The organism is Winogradskyella poriferorum, assembly GCF_036553625.1.
Lineage (GTDB): Bacteria > Bacteroidota > Bacteroidia > Flavobacteriales > Flavobacteriaceae > Winogradskyella > Winogradskyella poriferorum.
Genome location: NZ_JAZHOU010000002.1, coordinates 395200 through 417444, shown reverse-complemented (window position 1 = coordinate 417444; position 22245 = coordinate 395200). Strand labels below are relative to the sequence as shown.

Annotated in this window: 23 protein-coding genes; 5 read left to right on the top strand and 18 right to left on the bottom strand. The window is 33.5% G+C overall.

The genetic code is table 11. The features are described from left to right. The first annotated feature begins 59 nt into the window (after positions 1-59). Together V1468_RS08085 and V1468_RS08080 are read left to right on the top strand one after the other, a co-directional pair. Entirely contained in the window at positions 60-1073 is a 1014-nt protein-coding gene (locus tag V1468_RS08085; RefSeq protein WP_331809731.1) for a formimidoylglutamase, read from the top strand. Beyond that, complete coding sequence (locus V1468_RS08080) at positions 1063-1527, top strand: GNAT family N-acetyltransferase (protein ID WP_331809730.1); 465 nt, start codon at positions 1063-1065, stop codon at positions 1525-1527. The genes V1468_RS08085 and V1468_RS08080 overlap by 11 nt, the downstream gene beginning before the upstream one ends. Here V1468_RS08080 and V1468_RS08075 read toward each other — a convergent pair. The 9 genes from V1468_RS08075 to V1468_RS08035 form a co-directional block, all read right to left on the bottom strand. Continuing rightward, positions 1524-3179 carry a SulP family inorganic anion transporter gene (locus tag V1468_RS08075; protein WP_331809729.1) on the bottom strand — a complete coding sequence of 552 codons (1656 nt, stop codon included), beginning with the start codon at positions 3177-3179 and terminating at the stop codon, positions 1524-1526. The genes V1468_RS08080 and V1468_RS08075 overlap by 4 nt on opposite strands. A gap of 24 nt (positions 3180-3203) precedes the next feature. After that, positions 3204-4898 carry a hypothetical protein gene (locus V1468_RS08070; RefSeq protein WP_331809728.1) on the bottom strand — a complete coding sequence of 565 codons (1695 nt, stop codon included), beginning with the start codon at positions 4896-4898 and terminating at the stop codon, positions 3204-3206. Between the two features lie 99 nt (positions 4899-4997). Continuing rightward, the gene (locus V1468_RS08065; RefSeq protein WP_331809727.1) at positions 4998-5546 is read right to left on the bottom strand and encodes a hypothetical protein; all 549 of its coding nucleotides are present in this window, start codon (positions 5544-5546) and stop codon (positions 4998-5000) included. Positions 5547-5587: 41 nt separating this feature from the next. Continuing rightward, a complete protein-coding gene (locus V1468_RS08060; RefSeq protein ID WP_331809726.1) occupies positions 5588-6823 on the bottom strand; it encodes a DUF6638 family protein in 1236 nt (411 codons plus the stop codon). 47 nt (positions 6824-6870) lie between these two features. After that, positions 6871-7461, bottom strand: coding sequence for an NUDIX domain-containing protein (locus tag V1468_RS08055; protein WP_331809725.1), 591 nt, complete (start codon positions 7459-7461; stop codon positions 6871-6873). Between the two features lie 2 nt (positions 7462-7463). Then, positions 7464-9425 carry an AAA family ATPase gene (locus V1468_RS08050; RefSeq protein WP_331809724.1) on the bottom strand — a complete coding sequence of 654 codons (1962 nt, stop codon included), beginning with the start codon at positions 9423-9425 and terminating at the stop codon, positions 7464-7466. Positions 9426-9494: 69 nt separating this feature from the next. Continuing rightward, the gene (locus tag V1468_RS08045; RefSeq protein ID WP_331809723.1) at positions 9495-9941 is read right to left on the bottom strand and encodes a hypothetical protein; all 447 of its coding nucleotides are present in this window, start codon (positions 9939-9941) and stop codon (positions 9495-9497) included. Then, positions 9938-10984, bottom strand: a complete 1047-nt coding sequence (locus V1468_RS08040) for a hypothetical protein (RefSeq protein ID WP_331809722.1) — start codon at positions 10982-10984, stop codon at positions 9938-9940. The genes V1468_RS08045 and V1468_RS08040 overlap by 4 nt, the downstream gene beginning before the upstream one ends. Positions 10985-11071: 87 nt before the next feature. Continuing rightward, on the bottom strand, positions 11072-12412 hold the full coding sequence (locus tag V1468_RS08035; RefSeq protein WP_331810011.1) for a microtubule-binding protein: 1341 nt from the start codon (positions 12410-12412) through the stop codon (positions 11072-11074). A 166-nt stretch (positions 12413-12578) separates the two neighbouring features. On the opposite strand from V1468_RS08035, the gene V1468_RS08030 reads away from it, so the two are divergent. Both V1468_RS08030 and V1468_RS08025 read left to right on the top strand, forming a co-directional pair. After that, positions 12579-13346, top strand: a complete 768-nt coding sequence (locus V1468_RS08030) for an MBL fold metallo-hydrolase (RefSeq protein WP_331809721.1) — start codon at positions 12579-12581, stop codon at positions 13344-13346. Between the two features lie 201 nt (positions 13347-13547). After that, positions 13548-13772, top strand: coding sequence for a hypothetical protein (locus V1468_RS08025; RefSeq protein ID WP_331809720.1), 225 nt, complete (start codon positions 13548-13550; stop codon positions 13770-13772). A gap of 268 nt (positions 13773-14040) precedes the next feature. On the opposite strand, the gene ettA is transcribed toward V1468_RS08025, so the two are convergent. The 5 genes from ettA to V1468_RS08000 all read right to left on the bottom strand — a co-directional run bounded on the left by ettA (position 14041) and on the right by V1468_RS08000 (position 17743). After that, positions 14041-15732, bottom strand: coding sequence for an energy-dependent translational throttle protein EttA (gene ettA / locus V1468_RS08020; protein ID WP_331809719.1), 1692 nt, complete (start codon positions 15730-15732; stop codon positions 14041-14043). A 2-nt stretch (positions 15733-15734) separates the two neighbouring features. After that, positions 15735-15911 (bottom strand): CAL67264 family membrane protein, encoded by a 177-nt coding sequence (locus V1468_RS08015; protein WP_171032479.1) that lies wholly within the window; start codon positions 15909-15911, stop codon positions 15735-15737. A gap of 109 nt (positions 15912-16020) precedes the next feature. Continuing rightward, the gene (locus tag V1468_RS08010; protein WP_331809718.1) at positions 16021-16746 is read right to left on the bottom strand and encodes a pirin family protein; all 726 of its coding nucleotides are present in this window, start codon (positions 16744-16746) and stop codon (positions 16021-16023) included. Between the two features lie 24 nt (positions 16747-16770). Then, complete coding sequence (locus V1468_RS08005; protein WP_331809717.1) at positions 16771-17208, bottom strand: MarR family winged helix-turn-helix transcriptional regulator; 438 nt, start codon at positions 17206-17208, stop codon at positions 16771-16773. 1 nt (position 17209) lies between these two features. Beyond that, positions 17210-17743, bottom strand: coding sequence for an NADPH-dependent FMN reductase (locus V1468_RS08000; protein ID WP_331809716.1), 534 nt, complete (start codon positions 17741-17743; stop codon positions 17210-17212). A 189-nt stretch (positions 17744-17932) separates the two neighbouring features. Here V1468_RS08000 and V1468_RS07995 point away from each other — a divergent pair, with 189 nt between their 5' ends. After that, a complete protein-coding gene (locus V1468_RS07995) occupies positions 17933-19576 on the top strand; it encodes an acyl-CoA carboxylase subunit beta (RefSeq protein ID WP_331809715.1) in 1644 nt (547 codons plus the stop codon). Positions 19577-19645: 69 nt separating this feature from the next. Here the strand turns inward: V1468_RS07995 and V1468_RS07990 are convergent, their stop codons facing one another. The 4 genes from V1468_RS07990 to gap form a co-directional block, all read right to left on the bottom strand. Then, positions 19646-19828, bottom strand: a complete 183-nt coding sequence (locus V1468_RS07990; RefSeq protein WP_331809714.1) for a hypothetical protein — start codon at positions 19826-19828, stop codon at positions 19646-19648. Between the two features lie 100 nt (positions 19829-19928). After that, positions 19929-20291 carry a methylglyoxal synthase gene (locus V1468_RS07985; protein WP_331809713.1) on the bottom strand — a complete coding sequence of 121 codons (363 nt, stop codon included), beginning with the start codon at positions 20289-20291 and terminating at the stop codon, positions 19929-19931. After that, positions 20292-21155, bottom strand: a complete 864-nt coding sequence (locus V1468_RS07980; RefSeq protein ID WP_331809712.1) for an N-acetylglucosamine kinase — start codon at positions 21153-21155, stop codon at positions 20292-20294. It abuts the gene before it with no gap. A 77-nt stretch (positions 21156-21232) separates the two neighbouring features. Beyond that, positions 21233-22234 (bottom strand): type I glyceraldehyde-3-phosphate dehydrogenase, encoded by a 1002-nt coding sequence (gap, locus tag V1468_RS07975; RefSeq protein WP_331809711.1) that lies wholly within the window; start codon positions 22232-22234, stop codon positions 21233-21235. Positions 22235-22245 lie beyond the last annotated feature (11 nt).

The window sequence follows — 22245 nt, the reverse complement described above, 5'->3', positions numbered from 1 at the left end:
GGTTAAAATCTTTAAATAAAGCTGTACTTTTATTTTCAAATCTTTAATTAAACTTCCAAATGCAAAATCTCATTTTATTCACTTCTAAAGATCGCGATACACTTTTAAAGCTTCGTAAAGGAGAATCAAAATTTGGAGAACATATTCAGTTAATATCTAACCTCACTAACATATACGATGATATTAAAAGTTTGGACGTTGACTATGTTATTTTTGGAATTTCAGAAGACATCGGAGTTTATGCTAACTACGGAAAAACAGGCACTTACAAAGCTTGGGAAGCCACTGTAAAAGTTTTGTTAAATATTCAAAATAACAGCTTTACAAACCCTAAACGTGTTTTGATTTTAGGTCATCTTAATTATGGTGAAGCAAGAAAGATGGTGAAAGAAAAACAATCAAAAAAGAATATTGCCAAAGCTAAATCTTTTGTTGAAGAGATTGATAAAGATGTGACATATTTAGTTTCTACTATTGTAAAAGCCGGAAAAACACCAATAATAATAGGTGGCGGACACAACAATGCTTACGGAAACATTAAAGGACTATCATTAGCTAAAAACGAAACCGTAAATGTTATCAACTTTGATGCACATACCGATTTTAGAGCAGAAGAAGGACGACATAGCGGAAACGGTTTTAGTTATACTTATGCTGAGGGGTTTTTGAAGAATTATTTCATTTTTGGTTTGCATGAAAACTACACATCAGACAAACTTCTTAAAACACTAAATAAAGTAAAAGCTATTAAATACAATACCTATGAAGCCCTTGAGGTTAAAAACGAATTAGATTACAATCTTGAATTGGATCGTGGTCTCAATCATATCTCATCTAAACCTTTTGGAATTGAAATAGACTGCGATGCTATAGAAAATATTCCGAGCAGTGCTGCAACACCTAGCGGTTTTAGTGTAAAACAAGCCAGACAATTTGTGCATTATTTTGCAAAGCACGAAAATGCAAGTTATTTACACATTTGTGAAGCTGCACCTACATCTAAAACAGAAACAAAAGTTGGGAAACTAATTACTTACCTAATCACCGATTTTATTAGAACTAATGGACGTTAAAATTGTAGATTATAATTCACACCACGCAAAGCACTTTTATGAACTTAATATTGAATGGTTAAAGACCTTCTTTTATGTAGAGCCTTTTGATGAAGAAGTACTTAGTAAACCAGAACAATATATTATTAACAAGGGTGGTTACATTTTCTTTGCTTTAAAAAATGAAACTGTTGTCGGTACAGTAGCGCTAATGCCAACCGAAGAAAATGGTTTATTAGAACTAACTAAAATGGCTGTATCTCCTGAGATGCGTGGGTACAAAATAGGCCAAAAATTATTACAACATTGTATAGATTTTGTCAAAGCAAAACAGCTCAAAGCCCTTCTACTCTATTCTAATACCAAATTAGAAAATGCAATTTATCTCTATAGAAAATATGGATTTAAAGAACTAAAATTAGAATCTAATAGCCCTTACGAACGTTCGGATATAAAGATGCGATTAGAATTTTAAAGTTTAAAATGCGACTTTAGATAATCAAAAGCATCATTGATATCACCAAAAATATGCTCTTCAGAAATTAAATCTGGAACAATATCTATAGAAACCAATTTGTCTTTTGGCTGCTCTTGTACTGCTGTTAATAAAACTTGAATACCACGCTGTTCTAAATCTAAAACGGCATTTTCTAAAGCATAAAGACCTGATTGATCTATATATGGCACACGATCCATACGTATAATTAACGCTTTAACTTGTTCTGGTATATTTTTTATTTCATCTTGAAAGTGGGACGTGAATCCAAAAAATAAAGGTCCATAAAGATGATTTATATAAACTTTGTCTTTGTATTCTTCGTAAAATTCAACTTCGTCTTGCCAAGGTTTTTCACCATCAAAACCAGCAATGGTACCAACTTCCATACCTTCTTCGCTAATGTCACCTGCTCGTTTCATAAACAACAAACAAGCTAAAAGCAGTCCCATACCTACAGCTTGTATAAGGCTTCCAAATGTGGTTACTAATAGCACCACAACGAGAACAAACGCATCTGCTCGAGGCACCACTAACAAGTGCTTTAAACCTTTAACATCAATAATCTTAAAGGCTATAGGGATTAATAGTCCTGCTAAAACCGATAACGGAATAAACGCTGCTAACTTACCTAAACCAAGTAAAACCGCTAATAAAAACAACCCATGTGTAGCACCAGATAATCTTGTACGTCCGCCAGAATTTATGTTTATCACTGTTCCTTTGGTTGCGCCAGCACCAGGAATTCCACCAAAAATTGCTGCAATAGAGTTTCCTATTCCTTGACCAATTAATTCTCTATTACTGTTATGTTTGGTTTTGGTCATATTATCTGCAATTACTGAGGTTAATAAAGAGTCAATAGATCCTAAAACAGCTAATACTGTAGCATATTCACCTATGAGGATATAAGTACTAGAATCTACAGAAAAAATACCATCTAATTTTAGCGAAGGTAAACCTGATGGTATGTCGCCTATGATTGGAACATTCCAATTTAAGAAATAGCTTGCAACAGATGCTAAAACTAATGCTACTAAAGCACTCGGAATGGCCTTGGTTATATATGGAAATACCAAATAAACAACGACCGTAAATATACCTAAAGTCATAGCTTGCCAATTAAACTCTGAAAGTAATCGTGGTAAATCTTGCATCACCAACCAAGTTGATTTTTCTGAATCTAAGCCTACAAATGGGAAGATTTGAAGAATGATAATGATAAGCCCTACACCACTCATAAATCCAGAAACCACGGGATAGGGAAAGTATTTTACATAACCTGCAATATTTATAAGTCCAAAAATAATTTGAAAAATTCCACCCAATAAAAATGTAAGGACAACTATTGGCATGGCAGCTTCTAAACTACCAGTTATCTCTATTGCAGCTGCTACCAACGCTGCAGATACAACAGTCATTGGACCTGTTGGTCCACTGGCTTGTGTTGTTGTACCACCAAAAATTGCAGCAAATATACCAACTGCAATCGCACCATAAAGGCCTGCAATAGCACCTAAGCCAGATTGCACACCAAATGCCAGTGCTAATGGCAACGCTACAACACCAGCAACTAAGCCACCTGTTAAATCTCCTTTTAAATTTTTAAAATCGTAAAATTTTGAACTCATAGGTTTGTTTTATCTATAAAATTTTTAATTATTCAAAGCCTTCAAAGAATCAATCTGACGTTGTAAAGCATCTATCATTTCTGAATTTTCATTAACCTGAGGAATAGTTTTCAGAGAATCTATCTGCATTTGCATTAAATCTTCATCTTTTGGTTGTTCTTTGTAGTAATATCCTATACCTTCACTAGATCTCCAGGCTTCGTTTAACTGATTATAAACGGTTTCGTCCCAAGTGCTTGGATGCTTTACATCAATCCAAATCACATCACGATATTCACTATCGATTAAGACTAAATCTGGTGTTGCAGAACCATCAAATTGCTGTGAGTTTGTATCACTTATTGATGAAATTGTTCCTAAAAAGAACATGCGCTTTCTACCTGCAATATCTTTTATATAAGGTCTAAATTCAACTGGTGTACTCGCATTCCAATCGTACTCTTTGCGCGATTCTTTCACTTTTAATGGCATTGCAGAAACACCTGCATACCCTTGTTTTTTGGTAGCGTGGTCGTAATAATACAACTTGTCTGTACCATCTGCTGGCACAAAAACGCTATAGCTTAAACTGGTACGCTCCTCACCTACTGGTTCTAAACCAAACCAATGATATAAGCCACTGTAAGCATCTGAGTTACTTCCTGCAAAATCAAAATCTGTTACATAAGGTTGCTGATTCTGATCTTTTGGCATTAATGGAATTTTAACTGCAGTTTCCATATTCCAAGGTAATGGATCACTAAAGCCACCTAAAAACTTTAAAGATTCTGCTTGTAACTGCGATACACTTTCTGCCAGAGTATTCTGCTTTTGTAAAAACTTGTAATTCTTTATTTCGTCCGGACTTACAAAAGTACCTTTTCCAATGGCTACACGCTCTATGTAATCATTAAAATCGTGCTCACCACTTTCAATAATCATAACACCTCCAAAGGTTGGGTATGGAAAGAAGAAGCCTTTCCACTTAATTAAACTTACCACTTGTACCCAAGCACCTTCATCATTTTTCATGTAAAACGTATCACTTGGCTCATAATTAAAGAGCATCCAAGGATTAAATCGCTGTACAACTGCATTGTATGTATTTCTACTAAACTTTAATGATTCACCTATAGAAAAGGTAACATCTATTCTGTTTTCGTTTGAAAATCTTGGAAATGGTGTGGTACTACTCACCGCAAAAACTTCCTCTGTGTTGTCTGTTACTTGCTGCATAACGTATTTCTCACTTGGTTGAATGGCCATAGTCCATTTATTCTCTGTACCAATTCTTACCAAATGTGGTAGCGATACATCTTTGGTTTCACCAACACTTTCGTTAGCCATTGAGAATATGTTTCGCAACGGTTGAATACGTTCGTTTTGAGTTAATGGTAACTCATCAATTTCAACTTTATTGAGGCTATTGAATACATTATAGGTTTTCATGTAATCGTAAAGACCTTGATTCCATCCAAGAAAATACAACAACCCAAAAAACACAATTAAAATGCCTAAAATTCCTAATCGACCACCTGTATTTGCTGTTTTTCTGAACTTTCTTAATCCTAAAACTAAGATGATAACACTCAACAAAATTACAAAAATGTATTTTCTAAAAAATAGTAAAACAGGTTGGTAATCGTCTCTAAAAAAGAACAATAGGATTAAGAGCAATAACCCTAAAAATATAGTAATTCGCTTTTGTTTTGCACCTTTATTCCAATAGTTTTTTATCATGATACGTTTTTGTCATTCTGAAACAAGTTCAGAATCTATTTGTTTCTTTTTTAATCTTAATATTGAGATCCTGAAACAAGTTCAGGATGACATACTTTTTTACATAAGACCCTTATCTTTTAATCGGTCACGTGCAGATTTTTGTTCTGCTTCTGGTTCTGGGTCTTTTGCAATCTCTTTCTTTGCCTCTTCTACTGCTTTATTATCCTTATTTTTTAAATCTTCGATGAGATCTTTGCCCTTTTCCATTGCATCGTCTACAAAATCACTCAAAGAATCACTTTTTTCTTCAACAACCTCTGTGGTTTTAATCACAAAATTAGCAAGGTATGTTCCTATTAAGGTTCCTGTAGCAAAGGTTGCAAAGCCAGATAATGCAAAGTAATTTGAAAAGATTTCGATAGGTGTTAAAAACTGTAATATCAGTCCTACCACTAACATCGTAATGACTACAAATAGTAATCTTGGAATAAACGGTTGCTTATAAATAAATCCTTTTGGGTTATCTGGACTCATTTGTAACTCTTTGCTATTCATTATTTTATTAATGAAACGATACGCACCATTTCCGTTAGACTCTCGCCAATACAGAAAAATACCAAATAAAATGGCTGAAACGAAAATGATGATGTCTATTCCTAATCCCATGATGTTTTATTTATGGTTTCTATAAAATTAGTCTAAAAAACTTATATATTGTTACTAATCGTCTCAATCACCCAATCCTGAAAGGATGCATCCCAAGTCTCATAATTCTTATAAAACTGCTCTTTATCGTACCAATACAAGAACAACACATCCTTTGGCGAAATATTTACTAATAATTTATGAATTAAATCGCGATGCTCTGCCGACAACGACGAATGTGGTTGATGCAATGCAAAATACATTGACTCATCTACCATATCTTCAATTTTATAAGCATTACTTCGTTCTAATTTTTCTAAATACAACTCCACTCCCATTACTTGTTTTCGAGCTGCAATATCGATTTTATTTAAGTAACTTTTAAAAAGCGCTTTGCTATCTAAAATCTCTTTTATAGAATGTTCAGTTTCTTTCAGTTTGCTGAATAATTCAAACTTTTTAATACGATCGTAATTAGGTGTTTTTACCATGTATTCTAGATCGCACTCAATAATGATGTGGCTTTTAAGTTTTTCGACCAATTCTGGTTGGCTGATATGATAAATCAACACATCATGAACCGTATCTTTTATAGCTTCTTTATAAGAATCTTCATTTTCGAAAACCAAAATGGTTTGAATAAAAATACGTAACAAGTACACACCTCCAAAGGCACGCGTGTAAAACGAACCTGTGGTATAATGCAATGCATGAAGGTTTAAATCTCTATTGCGCAAATCTCCGTAGGTCTTTGCAGATTCGAGTAATTCGTTATGGATATCTTCATCAATAAAGTTATTGCCTGTTCTAAACTTATCGACTAATTGAAGCTGCTCCTTTTGTCGGTCTTCTAAGTTATCTATAAGTCTAAAAGTTATACTTACATCATCATATTTTAAAATATCTAAAGGCTCATAAAACACATCTATATCCTGATCAAAATCGATGCAAATCGCAGAATCTCTGGTAATATCATTTATTTTACTTCCATGTGTTCTGAAGATGTGTTGCATCATATCTCTATCGAAAGAATGAAACGGTAAATACACAGGTTTACCTTTTTGTAAAGGTGAAATAATGATACCATGCGGATTGGCATCTCCATGGTTTAGGTAATGTACATCCTTCTTTTCTTCTGCTACTTCTGGACTCCAGCCAACTCCATCTATTGAAAAGGAGGTGAGCTTGGTTTCTTTAAAACCAAGTGTTTTTAAACATTTATTATAGCGCTCTACCAGCTTACCACTTACTGGTATAAGTTCACTTCTGTATAGATTTGCTTGTTTTAATTTGTTCATCTTATTGCCGCGAAAGCGGTAATCTTTTTGTTTTTTGAGATTCCTGTCTACACAGGAATTAGTTTATTTATCTGTGCATGCTGCAATAACATTATTGTTTTTGCATCGATTATATTTCCATTTGCCATCATCTCAATGGCTTTTGTAAATGGTATTTCTAAAATTTCTATGTCTTCATTTTCGGTATCTAAACCACCTCCTTCATTGATTTTCATTTCACCTGTATATTCGCCAACAAAACACGAAAATCGTTCTGTACTGCCACCTGGTGTGGCAAAAGCGCTATAAATCTTTGTTAACTTTGGAATGTTATATCCTGTTTCTTCAAGCAATTCTCTTTTCATGGCTTCTTCTGCAGAAGTATCATCATTTTCTAACATTCCTGCAGGTACTTCTAATAAAAAACCATCTTCTACTCCATTCATATAAGCTGGTAAACGAAATTGCTTTACCAAAATAACGGTTTGCTTTTCTATATTATACAACAAAGCTGCTGCTGCATTGCCGCGTTCTAAAACTTCCCATTTGTTTTCAACCCAAATTCCGTCTTTTAGTTGATAATTGAATTTTACCTGAGATAAAGTAAAAAACTTATCTGATAGGATTGTTCGGTTGATATTTTTGATGCGTTTGGTCATAATTAATCAATCTTCCCGAAACGTTCCCTAGCTTCCGTTTCAATATTTAACTGATTGATTCTGGCATCAACTTTTCGTTTAAAGTCGGTATCAGCAATCGTTGCTACATTATCTAAATAACGCACCACTTCTTGTCGTCTTATATCACTAAAATCGAGACCTTTCATGTTGGCTCGCATCAGTTCTTGAAGCATCCCAAATTTGGTGTCGTAATCTTTTTTGAAATACACTTCAGGATTGTTGAACCAATCATCTTCTAAATCGAAATCCGTTAAACGTAACGATACGGCTTTTTGAATGTTCCGCACATCACGAGATGAAAAGAATGGAAATATCTTCTGTATTTCAGTATATAAATGCGCATAGAACATATGCTCATTGTCTTTGTATTTACTCGACACTTTATCGAACGTATCTAACACACGCTCTTCGGTTGGCTTGTCTATTTTTTCTAAGATTTCGCCAAGATTCTTCGCTACTTTCTGAGCATCGAGATACTTATAATCTTCAGGACTACTCATGTTTATAAAATCTGGCATGGTATCTTCGAGCTTTTTCCACCATAGATAATCCTGATCTACAAAGTCCTTTTCGTTTCGTGCGCCATCAATTTTAAATCGACCTTGCACACGCGATATCACAGCCTTGTCCAGCATTTCTGGTAAGTTGGTAAATAAACCTATTGAGCTGTTACCATAATTAACAGCATAAGCACCTTCGGTATATCTTAGAAACACACCAATCACTTCCTTAACACCAGCCGAAACACCTTGTGTGGTACGCTCTTGCAGGTTATTCTCTGCATCATCAATTGGTGCAAAAATGAGACGTGTTGGATCTTGCAAAGGTTTCATCCATTCTACCATTTTCTCTGCAGAACCACCTTGAAATGTTGAAATCAACGTATCTGGCATTGGATGAAATAAGAATGGAATATTTAAGTTTTCGCTATGCTCTTTTAATCGTGTAGCAATAGCTGCGATAAGCATACTTTTTCCTGTACCTGGAATTCCATAACCCATAAATACTGGCATAAAACCACCAAGCTCTTGAAATGGGTTCTTTTTTGCTTCAAAATCGTAGCTTAATAATCGTTCTGTTAATCGTCTGGCAAAGTGCTTAGCATCTTTGTTTCCAACAATTTGTTCAAACTGAATTTTATTAAACTCAACGCTTACTGCTGTTCCAGCAAAAACGTTATTCCAACCATCAATCGTAAAGTCTGAATTTTCTAACTTAAACGAACGATCTTCAATCGTATCCGTATATTCTAAAGTACTTTTTCGTAGTTGAATTTCATCGATGAGCGCTTCAAAATAAACAACCGTAAAATCGATAACATCTTTGTCGGTTTTAATAATGTCTGGATGTCCTAAGTACTTATCATAATAAAACAATTGACACGAAATTCCTTTTAAAGGCGATAAAAACGACACTTCTGGAATACCTGCAAACTTCTGCTTCATTACCGATAAATCATCTGAAGCATGCGGTTTTAAATCGTGTAAAATTTTATAGGCTGTAGCAAACAACATAAACGCTGTTGCTGTAAGCATTTTGCTTTCGTATTCACGTTTTCCTGAGTTATCTAATGCTGATTTGTTTTCTGCTAAGGTTGATAAACCTGAAGCATCATAGTAACTATCCTTAACCCAAATACCAAGCGTAATCCCTTCTTGAACCGCATATAATGTTTGGTTAAGAAACAACGGAATAGCAACCGATTCTGGTAACAATTTCTTTTTTAAGCTTAAAATGGTTTTTGAAACTGATGTTACAGACACATTACTGCCGTTATTAGCTCGTGATAGGTACAACAAAATAGACTCATCTTTACCATCATTATCTCTATTTTTGGCACGTTGACTTTGTTCCCACTGAATAGACTTTAGGTAAGATGTTGCTTCATCTCGAAGCATATTGAGTTCATTTTGTTTTATTGGAAAAGTTGAGTTGTGTTGCATGGTTTAGTTTTCAGTTTGCAGTTGTGCTATTATTATAGAAATGAATCATGTTCAAAATTATAAATTGAACTAGTGCAATCTATTATTATGAAGTCTAGCTGATTCTTTTATTTCTTCAGTGAGATTAGTATCGAAGCTAAATCCGTGAAACATCCATTTATCATTTGGTTTATAAAACTGAAATGTAAATCTTAGTGGTTGTCTTTCATATTTTACAACAAAACTTTTTAACTCATAGCAATCTGATAAATGTTTATCTAATATATGTTCATAACCATAATACTTACCAACATAATCTTCTGTAAGATTATTCATTTGGTTTTTGAGAGCAATAACATCATCACTAGATTTACTAATCCAATCATTTAAATCATACAGATAATTTATGGCCACAGTAGAACCCTCGTCTTTGTATTTAGTAAAAAAAGCTTCTACAATTTCATCCGGTGAATCTTGTGCAAATAAGTTTGATACTGTAAAAAATGTAAGGATTAGGATGGTGATTTTTTGTTTCATTTTTTAATTTTTAAATCAGAAACCTGAACAGGCGGAATTGCCAACTTATTAATAATTTCTGGTGTTTTGTTATATAATAATTGTATGATTCTATGTGGTGCAAAAACATAGCGTTGCCTAAATGGACTTGCCCACTTCTGAAAAGTTTGCTTGCTAAAAAAGCTACCTTCTTTAAATTCACTTTTAGATACGAGTTCATCTACCTTAAATGAAACTACAAATGATTCTAACGGAATATCTTTCTTAGCAATACCATCTAAAATAGCATGTGTTATTTCGTTTTCGTCTTTTGCAAACACGTTATGAATTGGCCCTAAATCGATACGTTTAATAAGTTTTGGTAACACTTTTGGTAAACGCTTATCTATGGCATAAGCCATGGTGTCCAAATTCATCTCTCGATCTGATGTATTCTTTAAAACCGAATAAATCTCGTCTTTGTATGAGTTAACATCCCTTCCATCATAATTAAAATACATGTAGCAAACAAAAGGTCTGTTGTGTGTTACGTCATAAAAGCTCCAGCTTACCAAATGTTCTGCAGGTGAACCTTGAGGTGCAGCTATAATCTTACCTTGCACAAAACGATTGAAGATATACTCTTTCTTAGCAGATGTGTAATAAACAATAGATGCAGCTTGAAATAATTTGCGTTTAGAAATTGGTTCTTTCTTTCGCATCAACGTATCTAGAAATTCATCTTTTAGGATATCAATATCTGTAAGTTTGGTTAAAAACTCTTCACGTAATTCTAAATCATTAAACAAATAGCGGAATTCTAAATAATTTGGAAAACTAGAATCTGTAAGATCCACTTTCATGTTTTCCTCATCGTCATACATGTATTTTACACGCATGGCTTCAATAGAATATAATAGTAAATCTGTGTACTGCTTAAACAGCAATATTTCTTGTTGACTTAATATATGCTTGGCCTGAACTGCTGTAATTAGTTCTTTAAGCGTAAAATCTATCATTTTGTGATAGAACACATACTGCTCTTTAGAATCTAATACTGCGGAATCTAAGGGAGTTACAATCATTTTTTAGTAAAAAGTATTAAGTGATAAGTGTAAAGCTACAAATACAGTAAAAACTAACTACTTGCTAATCAATACTTATTACCAATTTTACCCAAGTAAATCATCTTCATTAGCTTCTGGCTTTGGTTCGCCTGCTGGTTGACCATCACCTGAAGGCGCATTAGGATCTGCGCTGTAGTATTCGTCAAAAATTTCTTTCATATCAATACCATAACGGTCTGCAAAGTTTTTCTGTATTTCAGCATCTTTAGATCTAATGTCTTTAAGTGCTTCAGCATAACTTCCATAAATACCTTGCATCACCTTTTCGTGCACTGGAATATTATCCATCATTTCTTGACGTGCTTTAGCACTTGCTGTATGCATTGCTGCTAAAGTTTCACCAATATGCTCGTCGGTTTTAACACCTAGGTGCTCTAAAATAGCTGCAAACTCTTGGTCTGTGCGTGCTTTTAATGCTACTACATAGCCATCGTAATATTTAAGACGCTCGTCTGTATCTGATTTTAGTTTCGCACGATGCGTTTGTAAGTTACTACGTAAAGATGTTAACACCTTAATTGTTAAGTTATGCTTGTGAACGAAACTGTCTTTTGAAGCTGCTAATGTGGTATAAGCATTTTTTAAACCTTCTAACTCTTCTACTTTTTGCTCTAAAGTTGTTACTTTTTCTAATGCTTCAGAGTACTCTGTAGATTGTTTGTCGGCTACTTCTTCAAGAGCTTGTCTAGCTTGTTTTAACAGTGCATATTGTTCTTCAAGTTGGGTTTCTACTTCTTTCTTTTTTTCTAAAGCTTTGGTATGATTATTACTTGCTTCTACAATAGCAGATTTTAAACTTTCTTCAACCTCTTTAATTTCGAGCTCTCTATCTTTTAGACGCTTTATTGCTGCCTGACTTTTGAATGACAACTCATTTAACAACGTCTGTACATCAGCTGTTTCTATACGTTGCTGAAACATAGCTTTGGCTTTATTATCCGCACCATCACGCTCTTTTTGAGCATTTTGTAACTCTTGCTCAGCATCTTTAATTTTGCTTTTTCGTCCCCAAAGGTTATTCCACCATGTATCTGGTTTTGCTTTTGCATCTTCAAGTTCAACCTTTGCACGCTCAAGACGTTTTACAGCATCATCAATAATTTTTTGTTCAGCAGCATTTAAAGCCGAAAAGCCTTCGAACATAATACCAACTTCATCCTGATAGTCTGTTAAATCCTTAATGGCATCCAGAAGGGTCGTTCTATCTTTCTCTGCCATATCTACAACATTATCTAGAGTTGCGTTTAAGATTTTTTGACGACTTTCGGGATCATCTTCTTGAGCCAATTTAGATTTCATCTGGTCTATGGCTTTTCCCCAGTTTACATCTACTTTTTCTGGTTTTTGTTGTGAATTGGTTTCTAATAAATCAAAATCATCAGACATATGGTAAGGTATTATTAAGTTGAACAAATTTTAGGATAACAATTTCGGTAAATTTTTAAGACTATAAAAACTTTACCATCAAATTATAGGTAGTAAATGTTATAAAAATGTTACAAAATTTTACTTAGCGCCATTTGTTGAATATCTTTATAGGAAAACAACTCTTATGAAACTTTTAAAAACTATAATTGCCTTAGCGCTAGTGACTACTTTTAACAATTGTAAAGATCTAACATCAAAGGACACACAAGAAACAGCAATTAACACCAATATTGAAGAAAACGTAAAAGTTATACCTATATCTCATGGAACATTGATTTTAGAAACGCAAGAAGAGGTCATTTATGTAGATCCTACAGGTGGATCTGAAGCTTTTAAAAATCAGAAAACTCCAACTTTAGTATTAATTACAGATATACATGGAGACCACTTAAGTACACCTACTTTAGAAGCTTTGCAACTAAAAAATATAAAGATTATTGGCCCAAAGGCAGTTACTGATAAAATACCAAGTACAATAGGTGCTAATGTTATTACCTTAAGTAATGATGAAACATTAAAACATAATGCTATTAATATAAAAGCCATACCTATGTATAACCTAAGAGAAGAAGCTTTAAAGTTTCACCCTAAAGGAAGAGGTAATGGATACGTATTAACCGTTAATGATGAACGAATTTATATTTCTGGTGACACTGAAGATATTCCTGAAATGCGAAATTTGAAAAATATAGATAAAGCTTTTGTCTGTATGAATTTACCATATACAATGCCTGTAGACAAAGCAGCTGAGGCTGTTTTGGATTTTAAACCTAAAATTGTATACCCATACCACTACAGAGGCACAGAAGGTTTGAGTGATGTAAATTTATTTAAGAGCACAGTGAATAAAGCAAATGAATCCATTGAAGTTAAACTTTTAAAATGGTATTAAAATTTTAATGTTAAATTTTCAATTTATTAACATAAAAGAAACCTCTCGTAACACCCTAAAACATTGCGTTTTATCGAAACAACAACACACTTAATCGATAAAAATGTTCAAAAATTTAGTGTAAATTATTTATAATTAACCATTTATGATTAGATTTTTTTCTATATTAGCATCATAGAACCCAAATCTAATTTATTAACCATGCTTAACACAGTGATTTCCAAAGCTTTATTAGTTACAACAACACAGCTTACAATGATACTTATTGCTGTTGCATCTATATTCTTAGTTTTCATAACAATAGCAATTATTAAAATGTATAAATTGAAAGCGGAGAATAAGAAATTAATGGAAACTAATGCATTTAAAGATGTGGATGAGTCTTACAAAGATTTTACAAGTGGGCATCTCTATGGTGATAACTAAAAAGATATGTGGCTAATATTTTTCTTTATATTTCTTACCATATTGGCTATTGCTATTATATATTCTAAATCGTCACTATATATTTACGAGCATGAATCTTCTATTAAGAGAGAATTGAAAACATTTGATGCTAATTTCAAAGAACTTTCAAAAAATAACGAAACGGAGAGTGATTTTAAACTAAGTAACGGTCACCTTTATGAATAAACGATAAAAGCCTGTATTACTACAGGCTTTTATCGTTTAATAGATAGACTTTTTAATTATATTATCTAACCAATTTCTTATACTTTATACGTTTTGGCATTAAATCACCACCAAGACGCTTCTTCTTATTTTCTTCATAATCACTGAATCCTCCCTCAAAGAAATAAACTTGAGAATCTCCTTCAAATGCTAAAATATGCGTACATATACGATCTAAGAACCATCTATCGTGACTAATAACTACTGCACAACCCGCAAAGTTTTCTAAACCTTCTTCAAGTGCACGTAATGTATTAACATCAAGGTCATTAGTAGGCTCATCTAAAAGTAAAACATTACCTTCCTCTTTTAATGTCATTGCTAAATGAAGTCGGTTTCTTTCACCTCCAGAAAGTAACTTAACTTTTTTGTTTTGTTCACTTCCTGAGAAGTTAAAACGACTTAAATAAGCTCTAGAGTTTACTTGACGTCCACCCATCATTACCAACTCTTGCTCATCACTAAAGTTTTGCCAAATTGTTTTTTCTGGATCTATGTTAGAATGACTCTGATCTACGTAAGCGATTTTTGCAGTATCGCCTACCTTAAATTCACCTTTATCTGGAGTTTCTTCTCCCATTATCATTCTAAAAATAGTGGTTTTACCAGCACCATTTGGCCCAATAACACCAACAATACCTGCTTGTGGTAGGTTAAAGTTTAAATCTTCATATAACAACTTATCTCCATAAGCTTTGCTTACACCGACAGCTTCAATAACATTGGTTCCCAAACGTGGTCCGTTTGGTATATAAATTTCTAGCTTTTCATCAAGTTGTTTTTGATCTTGACTCATAAGCTTATCATAATTCTTCAAACGTGCTTTTTGCTTTGTTTGACGACCTTTTGCGCCTTGTCTTACCCACTCTAACTCACGCTCTAACGTTTTCTGACGTTTGGAAGCTGACTTAATCTCTTGTGCTAATCGTTTAGATTTTTGATCTAACCAAGAAGAGTAATTTCCTTTCCACGGAATACCTTCACCTCTATCGAGTTCTAAAATCCAACCAGCAACATTGTCTAAGAAATATCTATCGTGCGTAACAGCAATAACAGTTCCTTTATATTGCGCCAAGTGATGCTCTAACCAATGAACAGATTCTGCATCTAAATGGTTAGTAGGCTCATCTAATAATAGCACATCTGGTTCTTGTAAAAGTAAACGACAAAGTGCTACTCTACGACGCTCACCTCCAGAAAGTACTCCTATTTTTTTATCACCTTCTGGTGTACGCAGAGCATCCATAGCTATTTCTAGCTTAGTGTCTAATTCCCATGCATTAGTAGCATCAATTTGATCCTGCAATTCAGCCTGACGGTTCATAAGCTTTTCCATTTTATCAGGATTACTATAAACTTCTTCTAAACCAAATTGATCATTAATACTGTTGTATTCATCAAGTATAGCTACAACTTCTGCAGCGCCTTCCTTTACAACTTCCATTACGGTTTTCTCATCATCTAATTGTGGCTCTTGTTCAAGGTAACCTACGGTATAACCTTGCTTAAAAACCACATCGCCTTGGTAATTTTTATCTACACCTGCAATAATTTTTAATAATGTAGATTTACCAGAACCGTTAAGACCTAGAATACCGATTTTTGCACCATAGAAAAAACTTAGGTATATATTTTTTAAAACTGGTGTGTTTGCAGACTGAAAGGTCTTTGTAACACCAGACATTGAGAAGATTATTTGCTTATCGTCACTCATAATTATACTCTACCTTTTAATGCATTAAACACCCAGGCAATAGCAAAGAAACCTACACCTACAGAGGCAAAACCATAGCCTGCAACTTCTTGATATTTAAAAGCACCCAATGCAATTAAACCTAATCCAACAATAATCATAATAGTTGTGGCCCAAGCCAAAACCGTGTTTTTATTCATCGCCATAATCTTATTCTAAATTTTAGATAGTTAGTTGAAAACAAATATCGTTATTTTAAAATAAAAAAGCACCACAAATTGTGGTGCTTCTTCAATAACCTAAATACCATTATAAACTAATCATTGGCACTTCAATAAATAATAATTCTGAGTCTTCTGTTGCATTAATTTCAAAATCAGAAGTTTCAGAAATGCCCAAAGCATCTCTTGTACTTAAATTAATATCTAAAATTGAAACTCCACCGCTAATATTCATAACGTAAACTCCATGATCTTTACTTTTTACATCATAAGTAAATGACTGACCTTCTTTTAAATCGATGCGAGATAGTTTAGCATCTTGATGAATTTTCAAACTGCTTTCGTCTTCATCTTTAAAGGACGTTACTAGAGTTTGAAGCTTTCCTTTTCTATCATCTTCACTAAATGTTTTTTGATCATATCGAGGTTTTACACTTCGTTCTTCAGGAATAATCCATATTTGAAATAAACTTAAATATTCATCAATAGAACCATTAATTTCTGAATGCTGTACGCCTGTACCAGCAGACATAACTTGCACTTCTCCAGGAACTACTGGTATCCAATCGTCTCCCATATTATCTCTATGTTTTAACACACCTTTTAATGGAATGGTTATAATTTCCATATTATCGTGTGGATGTGTACCAAAACCCATTTTTGGTGCAATAATATCGTCATTTAATACTCTTAATGCCCCAAAATGAACTTTTTCAGGATTATACCAACTTGCAAAACTAAAGGAATGATTAGCTTGTAACCATCCGTGATTTGCAAATCCTCTGTCTTCTGCTTTGTGAATTATTGTTTTCATTTTTCTTTTCCTTTCTTAATTTAATTATCTTAATTTATCTAATAAATCACTCAATTGAGCGGCCTCATCTTCCGTGATAGCTCCCATCCAATCTTCATTAAAATCATCTGAAATTTCTTCTAATAATTCTAATCCTTTTCTAGTAATTTGAATATTTACAACACGTCTATCATTTTTTGAAGCTATACGTTCTATGAGCTCTTTAGCACATAACTTATCGGTAAGTCTGGTAGCATTGGGTGCACGTTCTATCATTCTATCCTTTACAATTTGCATAGACAACGGTTTATTTGCCCCTCGTAGAATTCTAAGAATGTTGTATTGCTGAGGAGAAATTCCAAATCCTGCAAAAAATGTATTTTGTTTTGCTGTAATCCAATTAGCTGTGTACAAAATATTTATTAAGGCTTTGGTTTTATTGTCCTTAAATTTTGAATTAACATCTTTTGCTATATCTCCCATTTTACAATGCTTTTTGTAATTTTTCTACTTGTTCTAAAAGCTCTTTATTTAATTCTTCATTGGTAATTTTACCATTTTCAAAATTTGCATCAAATGATGGTAGTGAATACGTAGCTACTATATTTCCATCGTGCCAAGGAAATCTTGCCTCTGCAATAGTTAAAACGGTTTGTCCTCCTCTTGCTCCTGGTGAAGTAGCCATTAACAACATTGGCTTTTTGAAAAGAAAATTACCTTCAATTCTTGTCATCCAATCAAAAAGGTTTTTAAATACTGTAGAATAAACACCATTATGCTCTGCCAAAGAAAGCACAATACCATCTGATTCTTTGATTAGATTAAGTAATCTATGTGCACTTTCTGGTGCTTCATCTAATTCGTTTTCAAGATCTACACCAAATAATGGTGCTTTAAAATCATTTAAATCAATTAAGTTAACATCTACATCTTTTAATAAAGATGATGCATATTTAGCTAACTGTTTATTTATTGATGTTCTACTGTTACTACCTGCAAATGCTAATATTTTTTTCATTCTGTTTGTATTTGATAGTACAAATTTAGAAATAATAATTTTATTTTCCAAGGAAAATAATTCCAAGGAAATAAAATTAACCTTTATTTAAGAAAGTTTAATATTTGAGATAAAACATTATTGTTTTGTAAATTCGTGACATATAAAATTAAGAATACCTAAAATAAGTACAACTACATATTTATATAAATGGATATAAAATTCAACAAGAACGAAGATTACAATAAACTTCAACTTTCAGAATTAAAAAAACGACTTGCTAAAGTAAAACTTGGTGGCGGCGAAAAAAGTATAGAAAAGCATCATAGTAAAGGTAAGATGACCTCGAGAGAACGCATAGATTATTTATTAGACGCTAAATCTAAATCTATCGAAATTGGCGCTTTTGCCGGTGAAGACATGTATACTGAATATGGTGGTTGCCCTTCCGGAGGCGTCGTTGTAAAGGTTGGGTATATAAAAGGAAAACAATGTATTGTTGTAGCTAATGATGCAACTGTTAAGGCAGGTGCTTGGTTTCCTATTACAGGTAAAAAGAACCTTAGAGCGCAAGAAATTGCTATAGAAAACAAACTACCTATTATATATCTTGTAGATAGTGCAGGTGTATTTTTACCTATGCAAGATGAAATTTTCCCAGATAAAGAACATTTTGGGCGTATCTTTAGGAATAATGCAGTAATGAGTAGTATGGGTATTACTCAGATAGCTGCTGTTATGGGAAGTTGTGTAGCTGGTGGAGCGTATCTTCCTATAATGAGTGATGAAGCTCTGATAGTAGATAAAACAGGAAGCATTTTCTTAGCTGGAAGTTATTTGGTAAAAGCTGCCATTGGAGAAACTATTGACAATGAAACCCTTGGAGGAGCCACAACGCATTGTGAAATCTCTGGTGTTACTGACTATAAAGCTAAAGACGATAAGGATGCTCTAGACACCATAAAAAATATTGTAGATAAAATAGGTGATTTTGATAAAGCTGGTTTTAACAGAGCCAAACCTGCCAAACCTTCTGAAAACCCAGAAGATATTTATGGTATACTTCCTAAGAGTAGATCAGATCAATATGATATGAACGAGATTATTAAACGCTTAGTTGATAATTCGGAATTTGAAGAATACAAAGCAGGTTATGGACAAACCATAATTACTGGCTATGCACGAATTGATGGTTGGGCTGTTGGTATTGTTGCTAACCAAAGACAAATTGTAAAAACAAAAGGTGCTAAAACAAAACCAAGCGAAATGCAATTTGGTGGTGTTATTTACAACGATTCTGCCGATAAGGCAACTCGTTTTATTGCGAATTGCAATCAGAAGAAAATCCCATTAGTCTTTTTACAAGACGTTACCGGATTTATGGTTGGTAGTAAATCTGAGCATGGTGGAATCATAAAAGATGGTGCTAAAATGGTAAATGCGGTAAGTAATTCTGTAGTACCAAAATTTACAATTGTTATTGGTAATAGCTATGGTGCTGGTAATTATGCTATGTGTGGAAAAGCATACGATCCAAGATTGATTGTTGCCTGGCCAAGTGCAGAATTGGCTGTGATGAGTGGTAAATCTGCTGCTAAAGTTTTACTCCAAATCGAAACTGCTTCTTTAAAAAAGAAAGGAGAAACCATTACAAAAGAAAAGGAAGAAGAACTGTTTAATAAAATCAAGTCGAGATACGATAACCAAGTGTCTCCTTACTATGCAGCTGCTCGTCTTTGGACCGATGCCATAATCGATCCACTAGATACCAGAACTTGGATAAGTATGGGTATTGAAGCTGCTAACCACGCTCCTATTGAGAAACCTTTTAACTTAGGTGTGTTGCAAGTGTAGTGTGATAAATGTATTAAACAAAAAAAGAGCGCAGTTTGCGCTCTTTTTTTGTTTATATATTATTGCTGATTAGTGAGTTAAACTTTCTCTTTCAGCCTTTCTTTCTTCTTTAATTTCTTTAAAACGCTCAATAGCTGAACCAAATACCCAATAAGGAATTACAAAGGTTAAAAGGAAAATCATTAACCAAAATCCTATAGTTAATATGGTTAAAAATGCTAAAAATCCTAAATATTGATCAAAATCGAACATAATTGCGTTTCATTTATAATTGTTGTACAAAGATATAACCAATTAATAAGTTTTACAATAGCCTAAAGCAGATTTATTAACACAAAATCAACAGTTATTTCTAAACTGCTTTGACTAATAACTTTGCCGTTGCTTCATTAGTTGCTAATGGTACATTATGCACATCACACAAACGCATAAGCATTAAAATATCTGGCTCGTGAGGATGTTTGTCTAGTGGATCCCTAAAAAACAGTACCATATTGCACTTACCTTCTGCTACTCTTGCCGCTATTTGTGCATCTCCACCCAAAGGACCAGATAGCAAGGCATTAACTTCAAATCCAGCTTTTTTAACCTTCTCACCTGTGGTACCTGTTGATATCAACATGATTTTCTTTTGATGCAAAATTTCGGAATGTTCATTTAAAAACTGAACCATTTCTGCTTTCTTTCCATCGTGGGCAATTATTGCTATTTCCATTTATAGATTGTTAATATGGTAACCTACCAAACCTTCAATTGGTCGTCTTACAAAATTACCAACTTTAAACCCTAGTTCTTCTGCTACTTGTTTAATTTCATCTTTCCCGAAAAAGGCAATAGAACCTGCAAAATGTACCGGAACACCAGCGTCTAATTCTTCCTTAAATTGAAGAATCATATTTTCTGCAAATAAACGTATGCCTTTTACAATAAGATTTTGAATATATTCTGAATCCTTATTGATGAACATAAACTCAGCGTGGTCTGCCAAATATGCACTTGGATTAGTTTGTTTGTATAGATTATATTTTATGAAATCTGCATCAAGATTGTGCTTGTGCGCAAATGCTACTCTTATGGTATCTGGCATTTTATTAAAATAGTAATCTCGTATGAGTTGCTTTCCAAAGTAATTTCCACTGGCATCATCCATTAAAATAAAACCAAGACTAGAAACACGTTGGTGTAAATCTTTACCATCATAATAACTGCAGTTGGAACCTGTACCCAAAATACAAACTACAGCAGCTTCATCATTAGAATTGATACAAGCTCTTACTGCTGCGTAAGTGTCTTCCTTAACTTCTACCAATGCTTTAGGGAAATATATTTCAAGGATTTCTTTTAGTAAAAGTCGAGGCTTTTCTGTACCACAACCAGCACCATAAAAGTAAACGTGAGTTACGTCGTTGGCAATTGCCATGAGCTCATCGCTACCTTTAATTGTCTTTTTAAGTTTTTTTTCTGCAACGATTGCAGGGTTTAAACCTTTGGTTCTTATTTTATCTACAGCCTGATTACCATTTTTGTCAATAGCAATCCAATCGCATTTTGTAGAACCTCCATCTGTTATTAAAATCATAATGACAATTATATACAAAAATTCCGTAGCCTATGTAAAACATAATCCTACGGAATTTAGAATTTATGTTATTAAAATTATAGGCTATTTACCTTTTGAGCTAAATCTACCAATTTATTTGAATAGCCAAACTCATTATCGTACCAAGATACTAATTTAAAAAATGTTGAGTTTAACTCTATTGCTGAGTCTGCATCAAAAACACTTGTTTGTACTTCACTTACAAAGTCTTGAGAAACCACTGCATCTTCAGTATATCCCATAACACCTTTCATAGAACCTTCAGCAGCATTTTTAACTGCAGCTTTTATAGCTTCTAAAGAGGTTTCTTTTTTAGTTTTTACCGTTAAATCTACTACGGATACGTCTGCAGTTGGCACTCTAAATGCCATACCTGTAAGTTTTCCGTCTAATTCTGGAATTACTTTACCCACAGCTTTAGCAGCTCCTGTTGATGTTGGTATAATATTATTAAGAGCACTACGACCTAATCTGTAATTCTTTTTAGATGGTGAATCTACAGTATATTGGGTTGAAGTTGCCGCGTGAATTGTTGTCATTAACGCTTCTTCTATACCAAAATTATCTTCTATAACTTTAGCTAATGGTGCTAAACAGTTTGTTGTACACGATGCATTAGAAACTATAGTGTGATCTGCTGTTAATGTATCATCATTAACTCCCATTACAAACATTGGTGCATCTTTACTTGGTGCAGAAATTACCACTTTCTTAGCTCCACCATCTATGTGATATTGTGCAGTTTCTAAAGTTGTAAATATACCTGTACATTCAGCTACGATATCTGCTCCGGCTTCGTCCCATTTAAGATTTTTAGGGTCGCGCTCTGCAGTTACTCTAATGGTTTTACCATCTACTACTAAATTACCATCTTTTACTTCTACTGTACCATCAAATCTTCCGTGTACAGAGTCATATTTTAATAAATATGCTAGATGCTCTACATCTAATAAATCATTTATAGCAACTACATCTACATCTTGACGTTTTACTGTTGCTCTAAAAACTATTCTTCCTATTCTACCGAATCCGTTAATTCCTAATTTTAAGTTTGACATTTTTCTCTTGT

What these genes read in the sequence shown, in the direction of transcription:
- V1468_RS08060 (WP_331809726.1), bottom strand. Translation starts at nt 6,823, where the DNA reads ATGAACAAATTAAAACAAGCAAATCTATACAGAAGTGAACTTATACCA.
- V1468_RS08050 (WP_331809724.1), bottom strand. Translation starts at nt 9,425, where the DNA reads ATGCAACACAACTCAACTTTTCCAATAAAACAAAATGAACTCAATATG.
- V1468_RS08065 (WP_331809727.1), bottom strand. Translation starts at nt 5,546, where the DNA reads ATGGGATTAGGAATAGACATCATCATTTTCGTTTCAGCCATTTTATTT.
- V1468_RS08005 (WP_331809717.1), bottom strand. Translation starts at nt 17,208, where the DNA reads ATGGGAGATATAGCAAAAGATGTTAATTCAAAATTTAAGGACAATAAA.
- V1468_RS08035 (WP_331810011.1), bottom strand. Translation starts at nt 12,412, where the DNA reads ATGTCTGATGATTTTGATTTATTAGAAACCAATTCACAACAAAAACCA.
- V1468_RS07995 (WP_331809715.1), top strand. Translation starts at nt 17,933, where the DNA reads ATGGATATAAAATTCAACAAGAACGAAGATTACAATAAACTTCAACTT.
- gap (WP_331809711.1), bottom strand. Translation starts at nt 22,234, where the DNA reads ATGTCAAACTTAAAATTAGGAATTAACGGATTCGGTAGAATAGGAAGA.
- V1468_RS08030 (WP_331809721.1), top strand. Translation starts at nt 12,579, where the DNA reads ATGAAACTTTTAAAAACTATAATTGCCTTAGCGCTAGTGACTACTTTT.
- V1468_RS08025 (WP_331809720.1), top strand. Translation starts at nt 13,548, where the DNA reads ATGCTTAACACAGTGATTTCCAAAGCTTTATTAGTTACAACAACACAG.
- V1468_RS08070 (WP_331809728.1), bottom strand. Translation starts at nt 4,898, where the DNA reads ATGATAAAAAACTATTGGAATAAAGGTGCAAAACAAAAGCGAATTACT.
- ettA (WP_331809719.1), bottom strand. Translation starts at nt 15,732, where the DNA reads ATGAGTGACGATAAGCAAATAATCTTCTCAATGTCTGGTGTTACAAAG.
- V1468_RS08000 (WP_331809716.1), bottom strand. Translation starts at nt 17,743, where the DNA reads ATGAAAAAAATATTAGCATTTGCAGGTAGTAACAGTAGAACATCAATA.
- V1468_RS08015 (WP_171032479.1), bottom strand. Translation starts at nt 15,911, where the DNA reads ATGAATAAAAACACGGTTTTGGCTTGGGCCACAACTATTATGATTATT.
- V1468_RS08055 (WP_331809725.1), bottom strand. Translation starts at nt 7,461, where the DNA reads ATGACCAAACGCATCAAAAATATCAACCGAACAATCCTATCAGATAAG.
- V1468_RS08085 (WP_331809731.1), top strand. Translation starts at nt 60, where the DNA reads ATGCAAAATCTCATTTTATTCACTTCTAAAGATCGCGATACACTTTTA.
- V1468_RS08010 (WP_331809718.1), bottom strand. Translation starts at nt 16,746, where the DNA reads ATGAAAACAATAATTCACAAAGCAGAAGACAGAGGATTTGCAAATCAC.
- V1468_RS07980 (WP_331809712.1), bottom strand. Translation starts at nt 21,155, where the DNA reads ATGATTTTAATAACAGATGGAGGTTCTACAAAATGCGATTGGATTGCT.
- V1468_RS08075 (WP_331809729.1), bottom strand. Translation starts at nt 3,179, where the DNA reads ATGAGTTCAAAATTTTACGATTTTAAAAATTTAAAAGGAGATTTAACA.
- V1468_RS07985 (WP_331809713.1), bottom strand. Translation starts at nt 20,291, where the DNA reads ATGGAAATAGCAATAATTGCCCACGATGGAAAGAAAGCAGAAATGGTT.
- V1468_RS07990 (WP_331809714.1), bottom strand. Translation starts at nt 19,828, where the DNA reads ATGTTCGATTTTGATCAATATTTAGGATTTTTAGCATTTTTAACCATA.
- V1468_RS08040 (WP_331809722.1), bottom strand. Translation starts at nt 10,984, where the DNA reads ATGATTGTAACTCCCTTAGATTCCGCAGTATTAGATTCTAAAGAGCAG.
- V1468_RS08045 (WP_331809723.1), bottom strand. Translation starts at nt 9,941, where the DNA reads ATGAAACAAAAAATCACCATCCTAATCCTTACATTTTTTACAGTATCA.
- V1468_RS08080 (WP_331809730.1), top strand. Translation starts at nt 1,063, where the DNA reads ATGGACGTTAAAATTGTAGATTATAATTCACACCACGCAAAGCACTTT.